Origin of the sequence: Streptomyces buecherae (assembly GCF_014295035.1) — a bacterium.
GTDB lineage: Bacteria > Actinomycetota > Actinomycetes > Streptomycetales > Streptomycetaceae > Streptomyces > Streptomyces youssoufiensis.
This window is the reverse complement of the sequence record NZ_CP060404.1, coordinates 104,105-117,566: the sequence shown is the minus strand read 5'-3', so window position 1 is coordinate 117,566 and position 13,462 is coordinate 104,105. Positions and strand designations below refer to the sequence as shown.

The window sequence follows — 13,462 nt, the reverse complement described above, 5'->3', positions numbered from 1 at the left end:
CGGAGCGCCGCCCGACGGCCCGCCCCACCCGACCCCGAAGACCACGAGACACGAACTACGGCTGGAGAACCGAAGAGCCATGGAAGATCGCTCGGCAGACCACACTGCGGCGGTTACGTCCTCGCAGACCCAGGACCGGCCCGCCGAGGCGCCGCAGGCCGGCGAACCGGCGATCTGGACCCGTAACTTCCAGTTCTACTTCACCGCCCGCAGCGCGGGCCTCCTCGGCTGGGCCATGCTCCCCGTCGCGGTCACGGCCGGGCTGCTCAGCTCCGGCTACAGCCTGAGCACCGCCGGATACGCGATGGCCTTCCTGGTCGGCCCGTTCGCCGGCCTGGTGATCTTCGGCGGGGTGCTGGCCGACCGCTTCACCGCGCGCCGCATGATGATCGCCGCCGACCTGTTCAACCTGACCGCCCACGTGCTGCTCGCCCTCCTCTTCGCCTACGGCATCGACCACCTGTGGCACCTGTACACGCTGCTGGTGGTGGCCGGCGTCGCCAACGCGATGTTCCAACCGGGCGCCTCGTCGACCGTCCCGCTGGTCTCCCGCGACGTGCAGGGCGCCAACGGCGTGCTGCGCATATCCGAGGCGTTCACCGCACTCGGCGGCCCGGCGCTGGCCGGCGTGCTGGTGGGCACCGCCGCGACCGAGTGGGTGATGGTGATCTCCGCCGTCTCCTACGGCACCAGCGCCTGCTGCCTGTTCGCGCTACGGCTCGGGGCGGTGCCCGCCCCGCCGGCCGACGAGAGCTTCGTCCGCAACCTGGTGGTCGGCTGGCAGGAGTTCCGCTCGCGTAACTGGCTGTGGGGCGTGATCGCGATCTGGATGGTCTTCGCCGTGCTCTCCTGGGGCCCGCAACTCTCCATCGCCGCCGGCGTGATCGTGCCCGAGCACGGCGCCACCGCCTTCGGCCTGCTCAACTGCGCGTTCGGCGCGGGCACCGTGGCCGGCGGCGTGCTGGCGATGCGGTACAAGCCCGACCGGCCGCTGGCCGCCGGCGCCGTGGCGATGCTGGCCTACCCGCTCTACCCGCTCGGCATCGTGCTCGACTGGCCGGTCTGGCTGTTGGCCGTCGCCCAGGTCGTGGTCGGTGTCGGCATCACCTTCTGGGGCGTCATGTGGGCCACCAGCGTGCAGACCCAGGTGCCGGGCGAGGTGCTCAACCGGGTGCACGCCTACGAGGTCGCGGGCTCCGTCGGCATGTTCCCGGTCGGCAGCGCGTTGGCCGGCCCGGCCGTGGGGGCGTTCGGCACCGACGAGGTGCTCCTGGTCGGCGTCGTGGTCGCCCTCCTCACCGCGGCGGCCCTGCTGGCGGCCCGCCCGATCCGCACCCTGGGCCGGGTACCGGGCCGCGCCTGAGCCCGGGTGGTCGGTGACTCACGGGGCCGACGCGGTGTGTCCGCGTCGGCCCCGCGCGCGGCGCGCCCCACGGCCAACCCGCCAACCCGCCAACCCAGCAACTCATCGACGCGCCCACCCGCCAAGCCGCCACCCCGAGCCCCAGGCCCCCTCACGGCAACGTGCGGGTCAGCCAGGCCACTTCGCCGTTCTTCTCCACGGTGACGCGGTCCCGCGCGAACCCGAGCTTCTCCAGCACGCGGAGCGAGGGGGTGTTCCACGTGCCGACGGTCGCCCAGAGCCTTGTCCGCCCGGTCGCCGCTGCGGCGTCGAGCACCGCCCGTGCCGCCTCGGTGGCGTAACCGTGCCCGTGCACCCGCTGGAACAACTCGTACGCGATCTCGGGCTCCTCCAGCGTGGTGCGGCCGATGATCAGCCCGCAGTAGCCGATGAAGTCGCCCTCGGCGCGGCGCTGGATGGGCAACAGGGCGATGCCCGTGGTCGTCGTCGCGGCGAGTTGCTCGGCGATGTCCGCCCGCACGTACTTCACCGTGTGCGTCCCCGTGCCGCGTTCGGAGTGCAGGGCGCGGAGTCCGGCGGCGTCCGACTCGTCCCACGGCCGCAGTATCAGCCGCTCGGTCTCCAGGTGGAACGGCATCGTCTGGTACGTCGTCATGCCCCCACCCTGCCGTACCGATCCACACGGATCACGGCCGGAGTGCCACGACGTGCCCGTTCGGCCCGGGGGCCCGCCGGTTGCGTCGTCGTTCCCGGTCCCGAGGTGGTCGGCCCGGGGCCTCAGACGTGGTCGGGCTTGCGGGCCTCGATGAGGGTCCGGGAGGAGTGGGCGACGAACGGGCCGTCGGCCTCGATCCGCTCGTGCAGGGCGCGCAACTGGTCGCGGTAGCGGTCGACGGTGAAGCCGGGCACCGTCCAGACCACCTTGCGGAGGAAGTAGACGACGGCGCCGACGTCGAGGAACTCCATCCGCAGCCGCTCCGCGCGCACGTCCACGATCTCCAGGCCGGCGGCCCGGGCCGCGGCGCTCTCGTCATCGGGATGACGCTTGCGGCGCGCCTCGGGGTGCGGCCCCAGGAAGTACTCCACCAGCTCCCACACGCTGGCGGGCCCGACGTGCTGGGCGAGGTACGTGCCGCCCGGTCGCAGCACCCGGGCGATCTCCTCCCACCAAACGGTGGTGGGATGGCGGCTGGTCACCAGGTCGAACGCGTCGTCGGCGAACGGCAGCGGCGGTTCGTCCGGGCCGGCGACGACCACCACCCCGCGCGGGTGCAGCAGCCTGGTCGCCTTGACCGCGTTGGGAGGCCAGGACTCCGTGGCGGCCATCGTGGGTGGCAACGTCTCCGCCTCGGCCAGGACTTCGCCGCCGCCGGTCTGCACGTCCAACCCCGCCGCCACGGTCGCCAGCCGCCGGCTCATCAACCGCTGGTACCCCCACGACGGGCGCTCCTCGCTGGCCCGCCCCGTCAACCAGGAGAAGTCCCACCCGTCCACGGACACGGTCGCCGCCTCGGCCACAAGATCCTCAAAAGAACGCGACATGCCCGCATTGTGTCGTCAGGGGGCACGCACAGTGCGCAGGGTGCTCTCGCGGCGTGGCGACGTGGCGAGGTGTGGTGAGGCCCCGCCAGGTGGTGGCGGCGGGCCAGGAGCCCGCCAGTCGCGCGCGCTACCGACCGCGCGCGGCGGCCCCGGGTTCGCCGAGCGCCTGGCTGATGGTGACGGCCGCGACGACCAGCCCGCCGCGTACGTGCCACCGCCCGGCCATCCGGGAGAGTGGAACGCCCGCTACCACGGGGCCGACCTGCCGCAACTCCGCGGTGAAGCCGTCGGAGGCCGGGTCGAACGCGAGCCGCGCCTCCTGGAACCCGAGCCAGCGCCGCGCCAGCGGATACCACGCCTTGTAGACGGCCTCCTTGGCGCTGAAGAGCAGTCGGTCCCAGTGGACTTCGGGGCGCGCGGCCGTGAGCTGTGCCAGATGCGGCACCTCGTCGGGGTGGGCGACCTTCGTGAGCAGCCCCTCGGGGAGCGGAGCATGCGGCTCGGCGTCGATGCCGATCGAGGCGTGGTGGGCGTCGAAGCTCAACGCGGCGGCCCGGTAGCCCGCGCAGTGCGTCATGCTGCCCACGACCCCGGACGGCCACAGCGGCTCACGCCGAGCGCCGGACAGGATGGCGACGGCCGGTATCCCCAGGTCCTTCATGGCCTGCCGGGCGAGGTGGCGAACGGTGGCGTACTCGCGACGTCGCCTGTCGATGGCGCTGCGCACCCCCGCCTCCTCCTCCGGAAACAGTCGGGCGTCCGGGAGGTCGCCGAAGGAGTCCGCCACGGCGACCCCCGCCGGCACGATGTCGCCGATCATCGGGCCAGCCTACGAGAGGCGTCACCCGGCGAGGAAGGGCCCGGTGGCCGATGCCTGGCCGGTGCCCAAGGGTGGGACGGTCGCGGCCTGCGTGGTGGTGGGAGTCGGGCCAACAGACAACCTTCCGGCTAACCCTCGATGATGCATGAATATGCAGGGGCGTGTTTGGTGGTGGGCGGTGCATGGCGGTGGCGTAGGAGCGAAGGTCGCCTGAGAGAGCGGCGACTGTCCTTCTTCTCGGCCCAGGAAAAGGATTCGACTATAGGCATGATCATGCGGCACAGTGCATACTACGTAACTCGGTTGACCTTCCCGCACACACCCGGACGAGAGGACGCGAGGTCATGTCGTCACCCAGCCCACGGGGTTTTCGTAGTCGTACAGCGGCACTGGGGATCAAGGACGAGGCGGACGACTTCGCCGTCGTCGTCTCCGACGTGCCGGCGGCGGTGTCGGCGGTCTTCACGCGGTCCAGGTTCGTCGGGCCCAGCGTCACGCTGAGCCGTGAGTCGGCGGCGACGGGGCAAGCCCGCGGGATCGTGACCATCGCCCGGAACGCCAACGTCGCCACCGGGGCCCAGGGCATGGCCAACGCGCGCGAGGTGCGCTCCCTTGTGGCCGAGGCGGCCGGGTTGGCGCCCGAGGAGTTGCTGATCGCGTCCACGGGGGTCATCGGGCGGCAGTACCCGATGGAGCGGGTCAGGGCCGGGCTCGCGCGGCTCGGGTGGCCGTTGCCGGAGGCGGACCTGGAGGCCGCCGCGCGGGCGATCATGACTACCGACACCGTTGCCAAGCACGTCGCGCTTCCCTGTGGCGACGCGACCATCGCCGCCATCGCCAAGGGCGTGGGCATGATCGAGCCGAACATGGCGACGCTGCTGGTCTTCTTCTTCACCGACGCCGAGGTGGCACAGCCGGTGTTGGACCGGGTGTTCCGCCGGGTGGTCGACCGGACGTTCAACGCGCTGAGCATCGACACCGACACCTCGACCAGCGACAGCGCGGCGATCTTCGCCAACGGCCTGGCGGGGCCGGTGGCGGAGGCCGAGTTCGAGGCCGTGCTGTACCAGGCGGCCCTGCGCCTGGTGCGCTCGATCGCCGCCGACGGCGAGGGCGCCGGCAAGCTGATCGAGGTGCGGGTGACCGGCGCGCGCGACGACGCGCAGGCCAAGCGGGTCGGCAAGGCCGTGGTCAACTCGCCGCTGGTGAAGACCGCCGTGCACGGCGCCGACCCCAACTGGGGCCGGGTCGCGATGGCCGTCGGCAAGTGCGAGGACGACCTGGACATCGACCCGGCCAAGGTGACGATCCACTTCGGGGACGTGGAGACCTACCCGGCCCCCGGCACCGACGAGACGCTGGCCGCCGCCACCACCCACCTGGGGGGCGACGAGGTCGTGATCGCCGTCGACCTCGGCATCGCCTCCGGCGCCTTCACCGTCTACGGCTGCGACCTCACCGACGGATACATCAGGATCAACGCCGACTACACCACCTGACGCACCCCCCGCCGGCTCGGTCGCGGCGCGGCGCTAGCGCGGCAGGGGCAGCCCCGTGTAGTTGTCCGCGAGGTCGGCCGCGGCGTGCGGCGAGGTGGCCAGCCGCGCCAACTGCGCGAGTTGCAGGCGTGTGTCGAAGGGCGAGTGGGCCGGGTCGGTGTGCAGCGTGGTGGTCATGAGGTACGAGAAGTGCTCGGCTCGCCACACCCGGCGCAGGCACGTGTCGGAGTAGGCGTCCAGCAGGTCGGCGGAGCCGGTGTCGCGCTCGTGGATCAACGCCCGGGCCAGGACGGTCACGTCGGCCGCCGCGAGGTTGAGGCCCTTGGCGCCGGTCGGCGGGACGATGTGCGCCGCGTCGCCCGCCAGGAAGAGGCGGCCGTGGCGCATGGGCTCCGTCACGTGGCTGCGCATCGGCAACACCGCCTTGGCCGTGACCGGGCCGCGCTCCAGCTTCCAGGTGGGGTCGTCGTCCAGGGCGAAGCGGGCGTCCAACTCGTCCCAGACGCGCTCGTCGGGCCACGCGGCCGGATCGGTGCCGTTGGGGACCTGGAGGTAGAGCCTGCTGACGGTGGGGGAGCGCACGCTCGCCAGGGCGAAGCCGCGCGCGGAGTGGGCGTAGATCAACTCGTCGTACACCGGCGCGGCCTGGGCCAGGATGCCGAGCCAGGAGTACGGGTAGTCGCGCTCGTAGGTGGTCCGCACGCTCGCCGGTACGGCCTCGCGGGCCACGCCGTGGAAGCCGTCGCAGCCCACCACGTAGTCACAGGTCAGCGCCCGGTCCTCGGCCTCGTGCCGGTAGTGGATGACCGGCCGGTCGCTGGTGGCGCCCTCGACGGCGCGCACCTCGGCGTCGAAGCACAGCGGGCCGCCGTCGACGAGCCGCAGCGCGATCAGGTCCTTGACCACCTCGGTCTGCGCGTACACCACCACCCCACGGCCGCCGGTGAGCGAGGGGAAGTCGACGCGGTGCGCACCCCGGTCGAAGCGCAGCTCGATGCCGTGGTGCACCAGCCCCTCGCGGTCCATGCGCGCGCCCGCGCCCGCCGCGCGCAGCGTGTCCGCGGTCTGCTGCTCCAGGATGCCCGCCCGCTGGCGCTGCTCGACGTACGCGCGGTCGCGGCGCTCAAGGACCACGTTGTCGATGCCCGCGTTGTCCAGCAGCCGGCCCAGCAACAGTCCTGCCGGGCCGCCGCCGATGATGCCGACGGTGGTACGCATCAGGGGGTCTCCTCGTCGTCGCCGAAGCACTCGGTCTCCGCGCCCGGCGCGGGAGGTGGGGTGGGCGCGCTGGGCCGCTCCTCGGCCAGCACGCGGTCGGCCACCTTGAAGGCCGAGTTGGCGGCGGGCACGCCGCAGTACACGGCCGTCTGCAACAGCACCGCGCCGATCTCCTCGGGGCTGAGTCCGTTGCGCAGCGCGGCGCGGACGTGCATGGCCAGCTCCTCGTCGTGGCCGCCGGCCACCAGCGCGGTGAGCGTGACGCAGCTCCGGGTGCGGCGGTCCAGCGCGTCGCTGGTCCAGATCTCGCCCCAGGCGTAGCGGGTGATGAAGTCCTGGAAGCGGGCGGTGAAGGCGGTGGTGTGCGCGATGGCGCGGTCCACGTGCGCGTCGCCGAGTACGGCGCGGCGTACGGCCATGGCCTCGGCGCGCGAGAACGCCCCCGAGTTGTCGGGGGCCCGGTCCCGGGTCGGGTGCGGTTCGCTCGGGTCGGCGGCCAGGTGTGCCCGCAGGGCGGCGAGCACCGCTCGAGGTTGCTCGACGCAGGCCAGGTGGCCGGCGCGGGCGATCTCGACCAGGTGCGCGTCGGGGATGCCGTCCGCGAGCGCGCGGGCGTGCGCCGGCGGCGTCGCGGCGTCGTCCCGGCCGCCGACGACGAGGGTGGGCGCGGTGATCCGGGCCAGCTCGTCCCGCAGGTCGAGGCGGGCGATCAGCTCGCAGCACGCCGCGTACGCCGCGGGGTTGACCGCGCGGTGGTCGGCCACCAGCGCCGCCACCGTCTCGGCGTGGCCGGCGGCGAAGCCGGGCGCGAACCAGCGGTCCGGGGCGCTGTCGGCCAGCGGGCCGACGCCGCGGGCGCGCACCGCGTCGGCCCGCTCGTGCCACGGCTCGGGCGGGCCGAACCGGGCCGAGGTGCACAGCAGGGCCAGCGCGCTGACGCGGCGCGGGTGGTGGGCGGCGAGCCAGGCGCCGACCGCGCCGCCGAGCGAGACGCCGGCGTAGGCGAAGGTCTCGATGCCGAGCGCGTCGGCGAGGGCGATGACCCGCTCGGCCAGGTCGGCCACGGTCGGTTCGGCGGGCATCGCGTCGGCGGGCGAACCGCCGTGGCCCGGCAGGTCCCAGCGGACCACCCGGTGGTCGTGGGCCAGTGCGGTGGCCTGCCGGTCCCAGACGGACAACGAGGTGCCGAGCGAGGGCCCGAGGAGGAGGGCGGGGGCGTGTGCCGGGCCTTCGACGCGGTGGTGGAGGAGGGTCATCGGGGGTCCTGCCCAGGGTGCGGGGAGCGGGGGTCGCGCCGGAGCGCGCGGTCGGTGAGGGCGCCGGCCGAGCCCAGGTAGTCGGCGGGATCGGCGAGTTCGCGCAGCCGGGCCGCCGGCAGCGCGCCGGTCACGTCGGGCTCGGCGCGCAGCGCGTCGAGCAGGTCGGTGCCCTGCTCGGCGGCCCGCCGCGCGGCCCGGGTGAGCGCGGCCTTGGCCGGGCCACGGCCCAGGCGCGGGGCCAGCTCGGCGACCAGTCGTTCGCTGAGCAACGCTCCTCCGGTCAGCCCGAGGTTGGCGCGCATCCGGTCGGCGTCGACCGTCAGCGACGCGCCGAGTTCGGCCGCCGTGTGGGCGGCCCCGCCCAGCAGGCGCAGGGCGTCGCGCAGCGGCTGCCACTCGGCGTGCCAGGGCCCGGCCGCCCGCTCGTCCGGCGCGGCCAGCGCGCCCAGCAGTACCGAGGCGAGCGCCGGGACCTGTCGGGCCGCCGCCGCGATGAGCGTGGCCCGCACCGGGTTGGCCTTGTGCGGCATGGTCGACGAGCCGCCGCCCGAGCCCTCGCCCAGCTCGCCGATCTCGGTGCGGGCCAGCACCAGCACGTCGCCGGCGACCTTGCCGAGGGCGCCCGCGCCGAAGGCGAGCGCGGCGCCCGTGTCCGCGATCGGGGTGCGCAGCGCGTGCCAGGGCAACTCGGGTGCTGCCAGGCCCAGTTCGTCGGCGTACGCGGCGACCAGGGCCAGGCCCGGATCGCCGCCGGCGGGCCCCGGGGTGGCGTTCGGCGCCTCGGCGTAGGCGTGGAAGGCGGCCAGCGTGCCGGCCGCGCCGCCGAGTTGCACCGGCAGCGCGGCGCGCACGCGGGTGATCCGCTCGTACGCGTCCAGCACCAGCGCGCGCCATCCGGCCACCTTGAGCCCCACGGTGGTGGGCACCGCGTGCTGCGTCAGCGTGCGGCCGGCCAGCGGCGTGTCGCGGTGCCGGGCGGCCAGCGCGCCGAACGCGTCGGCCGCCCGCCCCAGGTCGGCGGCGATCAGGTCCAGGCTCGCGGCGGTGACCAGCATGCACGCCGTGTCCATGATGTCCTGGCTGGTGGGCCCGCGGTGCACGTACGCGGCGTGCTCGGCGTGGGCGTCGGCCACTGCCTGGGTGAGGTCGGCGATCAGCGGGATGACCGGGTTGCCGCCCGCGCGGGCGCGGTCGGCCAGCGACGCCAGGTCGAACCGGTCCGCGCGGGCCACCGCCGTCACGGTGGCCGCGGCCTCCGGTGGCGCGAGCCCCACGGCGGCCTGGGCCCGGGTCACGGCGGCCTCGGCGTCGAGCATCGCCCGCACGAAGGCGTGGTCACTGGTGACCTCGTCGACGGGGCTCGTCGCCCGCACCGGGGCCAACAGGCCCACGTCGCGCTGGTGCACGGGGTAGGGGCCGGTCGCGGTCGCCGGTTCGGGGCCCGGGGGTGGCCCGGTGCGCGGGTCGGGCGCGGGGTGGGGCCGGCCGGGGTCAGCGGGCGAAGTCAAGGAAGACCGTCTCCTTCTCCCCCTGGAGGTGGATGTCGAAGCGGTGCACGCCCGCGCCCTCGTCGCGGGCGACCAGCGTCGCCCTGCGCCGCGCCGGCAGCGCGTCGAGCAGCGCGTCGGCGGCCGGCTCGGCCAGGTAGGCGCGGGTGTACAGATGGTGCATCAGGCCGCGGGCGAACACGCACACCGACAGGTACGGCGCGCTGGCCGGCGGCCGGAGGGTGTGCACGCGCCAGTGGCCGTCCGCGTCGGTGGGCACCCGCGCGAAGCCGGTGAAGCGCACGCCGTCGCGGCCCAGGAAGCCGCCGGTGACCGGGTCGCGGCGCAGCGAGCCGGGGTGGCCGTCGAGCGAGCCGTCCGGGGCGGCCTGCCAGAACTCGAGCAGCGCGTCGGGTATGGGCTGGCCGGCCCCGTCGCGCACCACGCCGTGCAGCGTGATCGCGTCCGGGTGGCCGGGCGGCGCGGGGCGCGCGCCGTCGGTGAAGGGCAGCGCGTAGCCGTAGAAGGGGCCGACGGTCTGCGAGGGGGTGGGGCGCGGCATCAGGAGCCCTCCTCGGGGTCGGGGAGCGTGGCGGCCGGACCGTCGAGCACGATGTCCCAGCGGTAGCCCAGCGACCACTCGGGCACCGACAGCGCGTGGTCGTACGCGGCGACCAGACGCTCGCGCGCGGCCTGGTCGGTGACCGACTGGAGGATCGGGTCGTACGGGAACAGCGGGTCGCCGGGGAAGTACATCTGCGTCACCAGGCGCTGTGTGAAGGCCGTGCCGAACAGCGAGAAGTGGATGTGCGCGGGCCGCCAGGCGTTGTCGTGGTTGCGCCAGGGGTAGGCGCCCGGCTTGATGGTGGTGAAGCGGTACCGGCCCAGGTCGTCGGTCAGGCACCGGCCGACGCCGGTGAAGTGTGGGTCGAGCGGCGCCGGGTGCTGGTCGCGCTGGTGCGCGTACCGGCCGGAGGCGTTGGCCTGCCAGATCTCCACCAGTTGGCCGCGCACCGGCCGGCCGGCCCGGTCGGTGACCCGTCCGCTGACGGTGATGCGCTCGCCGAGCGGCTCGCCCAGGTGCTGCCGGGTGAGGTCGGCGTCGGTCTCGGTGACGTCGGTGACACCGAAGACCGGGCCGCGCAACTCGGCGGCCTCCGGATCGCCGACGCTCACCAGAGACTGGCGCGGGTGGCGCAATACGCTGCTGCGGTACGGGGCGAAGTCGCGCGGGGGATGGTCGGGCGGGGCCGCGCCGGCGGCCACGGCCGCGGCGGCGCGGGCGTGCGCGGCGGCGATCTCCGCGCTGATGTCCTGCTGGGTCGGCGGGGTCGGCGGGGTCGCGCCGGGGCCGGCCGGTCCCGGGTTCGGGGCGGCTGCGCCGGTGCGCTGGGAGGGCAGGGATGCGGGGGACATGGGACGGATCACCTCTCCAGGACGAGGGCCAGGCCCTGGCCGACGCCGATGCACAGCGCGGCGAGGCCGGTTCCGGAGCCCGCGGCGGCGAGCTGGTGGGCGACGGCGCCGGCGATGCGGGCCCCGGAGGCACCGAGCGGGTGCCCGATGGCGATGGCGCCGCCGTACGGGTTGACCACGGCCGGGTCCAGGTCCGGCCACTGGCCGAGACAGGCCAACGCCTGGGCGGCGAACGCCTCGTTGAGCTCGACGGTGCGCAGCTCGGCCAGGCCGCGGCCGGCCCGGTCGAGGGCCCGCTCCACCGCCGTGACCGGGCCGATGCCGAAGTACTGAGGCTCCACGCCGGTGACGGCCGAGGCGGCGATGCGGGCCAGCGGCTGGCGCCCGGTGGCCCGCAGCCCCGCCTCGTCGGTGAGCAGCAGCGCCGCCGCGCCGTCGTTGAGCGGCGAGGAGTTGCCCGCCGTCACGGTGCCGTCCGTGCGGAAGGCGGGCTTGAGCCGCGCCAACGCGGCGGCGCTGGTGTCGGCTCGGATGGTCTCGTCGCGGTCGAGGTCGACGCCGGCCACCGGGACGACCTCGGCGGCGTAGTGCCCCTGCTGCCAGGCGCGCGCCGCCTTCTCGTGGCTGGCCAGCGCGAACGCGTCCTGCGCCGCGCGGTCGACGCCGTACCGGTCGGCGACCAGTTCGGCGCCCTCGCCCAGCGCCACCGTCCACTCCCCGGGCATCCGCGGGTTGACCATCCGCCAGCCCAGCGTCGTGGAGTACAGCTCCTGATGGCCGGCGGGGAAGGCGCGGGAGGGCTTGGGCAGCACCCAGGGGGCGCGGCTCATCGACTCGACGCCGCCGGCCACCGCGATCGACGCGTCGCCGACCGCCACGGCGCGGGCCGCCTGGATGACGGCCTCCATGCCCGAACCGCACAGCCGGTTGACCGTCGTGCCGGGCACGGTGACCGGCAACCCGGCCAGGAGTACGGCCATCCGGGCCACGTCGCGGTTCTCCTCGCCGGCGCCGTTGGCGTTGCCGAAGAACACGTCGTCGACGCGGGCCGGGTCCAGGTCGGGCGCGCGGTCCACGAGGGCCCGCAGCACCGTGGCGGCGAGGTCGTCGGGGCGTACGCCGGACAGGGCGCCGCCGTACTTGCCGATCGGGGTGCGTACGGTGTCGACGACGTACACGTCACGCAGGCGGTCGGTCATGTCAGCTCCTGGTACGAGCGGCCGGCGGGCACGGGCGCCGGCGCGGTGGGCGGGTGGTCACGGCGTCGTGGCGGGGACGTGTACGGGCGCGGCCGTGTGGCGCACGATCTCCGCCGTGCTGGTGCCGGGCGCGGTCTCCACCAGGACCAGTCCCGCGTCGGTCACGTCGAGCACGCCGAGGTCGGTGATGACGCGGTGCACGCACCGCGCGCCGGTCAGTGGCAGGGTGCAGCGCTCGACGATCTTCGGGCTGCCGTCCTTGGCGAGGTGGTCGGTGAGCGCGATGACCCGGCGGGCGCCGTGCACCAGGTCCATCGCCCCGCCCATGCCCTTGACCAGCTTGCCGGGCACCGACCAGTTGGCCAGGTCGCCCGCGGCCGAGACCTGCATGGCGCCGAGCACGGCCACGTCGATGTGCCCGCCACGGATCATGCCGAAGGAGAGCGCGGAGTCGAAGAAGGCGGCGCCCGGCAACACCGTCACCGTCTCCTTGCCCGCGTTGACCAGGTCGGGGTCGACGTCGTCGGGCGCGGGGTAGGGGCCCACGCCCAGGATGCCGTTCTCCGAGTGGATCACCACGTCCACGCCGGCCGGCAACAGGCCGGGGATGAGCGTGGGCAGCCCGATCCCGAGGTTGACGTACGCCCCGTCACTCAGCTCGGCGGCGGCTCGCGCCGCCATCTGTTCGCGCGTCCAGGCCATGCGCCTCACACCGTCCCTTGCGTCACCGGCGCGGAGGTCGTGCGCCGCTCGATCCCCTTGGCCGCCGCCTGTTCGGGCGTCAGCTCCAGCACCCGCTGGACGAACACGCCGGGCACGTGCACCGCGTCCGGGTCGAGCACGCCGGGCTCGACCAGCTCCTCCACCTCGGCGATGGTGATCCGGCCGGCCATCGCCGCCAGCGGGTTGAAGTTACGGGCGGCACGGCGGAAGACCAGGTTGCCGTGCCGGTCCCCACGGGCGGCCCGTACCAGCGCGAAGTCCGTCCGGATGCCGCGTTCCAGCACGTAGTCGCGCCCGTCGAAGGCGCGCACCTCCTTGGCCGGCGAGGGCACGGCCACCGCGCGGGCCGCGGCCTCGGGCGCGCCCGGGTCGGCCGGCGGCGCGTACCGCCACGGCAGGCCGCCGTCGGCGACCTGGGTGCCGACGCCGGCCGGCGTGTAGAACGCGGGGATGCCGCAGCCGCCGGCGCGCAACCGCTCCGCGAGCGTGCCCTGCGGCACCAGCTCCACCTCCAGCTCGCCGCCGAGGTACTGGCGGGCGAACTCCCGGTTGTCGCCGATGTAGGAGCCGGTGACCCGGGCGATGCGGCCCGAGGCGAGCAGGACACCGAGTCCGCCGCCGTCCACGCCGCAGTTGTTGGAGACCACGCTGAGGCCGCTGACGCCACGCGCGTGCACCGCTTCGATCAGCACGTTCGGCACGCCGCTGAGCCCGAATCCGCCCACCGCCAGGGAGGCGTTGTCCGCGATGTCCGCGACCGCGTCGGCGGCGGTCGCGCTGACTTTGTCCATGCAGGGCTTCCTTGTCCCGAGCTGGCGCCGCGACGGGGAACACCGGGCCTCGGGCCTCGGCCTCGCCTGCGTTCGCCAGATGAACTAAAGTTCATTTATATGGCGACAGCTTGCATCCCCCCGCCACGCGTGTCAACGCCCCGCC

13 protein-coding genes are annotated in these 13,462 nt (G+C 74.5%); 2 read left to right on the top strand and 11 right to left on the bottom strand.

Going from position 1 to position 13,462, the window contains the following annotated elements:
- Positions 1-79: 79 nt before the first annotated feature.
- A complete protein-coding gene (locus H7H31_RS00495; protein WP_187064405.1) occupies positions 80-1,363 on the top strand; it encodes an MFS transporter in 1,284 nt (427 codons plus the stop codon).
- 151 nt (positions 1,364-1,514) lie between these two features.
- On the opposite strand, the gene H7H31_RS00490 is transcribed toward H7H31_RS00495, so the two are convergent.
- The 3 genes from H7H31_RS00490 to H7H31_RS00480 all read right to left on the bottom strand — a co-directional run bounded on the left by H7H31_RS00490 (position 1,515) and on the right by H7H31_RS00480 (position 3,725).
- A complete protein-coding gene (locus tag H7H31_RS00490) occupies positions 1,515-2,018 on the bottom strand; it encodes a GNAT family N-acetyltransferase (protein ID WP_187064404.1) in 504 nt (167 codons plus the stop codon).
- Positions 2,019-2,140: 122 nt separating this feature from the next.
- Entirely contained in the window at positions 2,141-2,905 is a 765-nt protein-coding gene (locus tag H7H31_RS00485) for a class I SAM-dependent methyltransferase (RefSeq protein WP_187064403.1), read from the bottom strand.
- A 127-nt stretch (positions 2,906-3,032) separates the two neighbouring features.
- Complete coding sequence (locus tag H7H31_RS00480) at positions 3,033-3,725, bottom strand: 4'-phosphopantetheinyl transferase family protein (protein ID WP_187064402.1); 693 nt, start codon at positions 3,723-3,725, stop codon at positions 3,033-3,035.
- Positions 3,726-4,069: 344 nt separating this feature from the next.
- Here H7H31_RS00480 and argJ point away from each other — a divergent pair, with 344 nt between their 5' ends.
- Positions 4,070-5,224: a bifunctional glutamate N-acetyltransferase/amino-acid acetyltransferase ArgJ gene (gene argJ / locus H7H31_RS00475; RefSeq protein ID WP_187064401.1), complete on the top strand. Its 1,155-nt coding sequence runs from the start codon at positions 4,070-4,072 to the stop codon at positions 5,222-5,224.
- Positions 5,225-5,257: 33 nt separating this feature from the next.
- Here the strand turns inward: argJ and H7H31_RS00470 are convergent, their stop codons facing one another.
- From H7H31_RS00470 to H7H31_RS00435, 8 genes are all read right to left on the bottom strand, one after another.
- Positions 5,258-6,442 carry a 4-hydroxybenzoate 3-monooxygenase gene (locus tag H7H31_RS00470; protein WP_187064400.1) on the bottom strand — a complete coding sequence of 395 codons (1,185 nt, stop codon included), beginning with the start codon at positions 6,440-6,442 and terminating at the stop codon, positions 5,258-5,260.
- The gene (pcaDC, locus tag H7H31_RS00465) at positions 6,442-7,698 is read right to left on the bottom strand and encodes a bifunctional 3-oxoadipate enol-lactonase/4-carboxymuconolactone decarboxylase PcaDC (RefSeq protein ID WP_187064399.1); all 1,257 of its coding nucleotides are present in this window, start codon (positions 7,696-7,698) and stop codon (positions 6,442-6,444) included. The genes H7H31_RS00470 and pcaDC overlap by 1 nt, the downstream gene beginning before the upstream one ends.
- On the bottom strand, positions 7,695-9,107 hold the full coding sequence (gene pcaB / locus H7H31_RS00460) for a 3-carboxy-cis,cis-muconate cycloisomerase (protein ID WP_372456079.1): 1,413 nt from the start codon (positions 9,105-9,107) through the stop codon (positions 7,695-7,697). The genes pcaDC and pcaB overlap by 4 nt, the downstream gene beginning before the upstream one ends.
- Positions 9,108-9,192: 85 nt before the next feature.
- Positions 9,193-9,750, bottom strand: coding sequence for a protocatechuate 3,4-dioxygenase subunit alpha (pcaG, locus tag H7H31_RS00455; RefSeq protein WP_187059592.1), 558 nt, complete (start codon positions 9,748-9,750; stop codon positions 9,193-9,195).
- Positions 9,750-10,604: a protocatechuate 3,4-dioxygenase subunit beta gene (gene pcaH / locus H7H31_RS00450; protein ID WP_187117704.1), complete on the bottom strand. Its 855-nt coding sequence runs from the start codon at positions 10,602-10,604 to the stop codon at positions 9,750-9,752. The genes pcaG and pcaH overlap by 1 nt, the downstream gene beginning before the upstream one ends.
- Before the next feature lie 8 nt (positions 10,605-10,612).
- The gene (locus H7H31_RS00445; RefSeq protein ID WP_187061009.1) at positions 10,613-11,803 is read right to left on the bottom strand and encodes a thiolase family protein; all 1,191 of its coding nucleotides are present in this window, start codon (positions 11,801-11,803) and stop codon (positions 10,613-10,615) included.
- Between the two features lie 57 nt (positions 11,804-11,860).
- On the bottom strand, positions 11,861-12,505 hold the full coding sequence (locus H7H31_RS00440; RefSeq protein ID WP_187061008.1) for a CoA transferase subunit B: 645 nt from the start codon (positions 12,503-12,505) through the stop codon (positions 11,861-11,863).
- Between the two features lie 5 nt (positions 12,506-12,510).
- Positions 12,511-13,317: a CoA transferase subunit A gene (locus tag H7H31_RS00435; RefSeq protein ID WP_187061007.1), complete on the bottom strand. Its 807-nt coding sequence runs from the start codon at positions 13,315-13,317 to the stop codon at positions 12,511-12,513.
- Between the last annotated feature and the right edge of the window lie 145 nt (positions 13,318-13,462).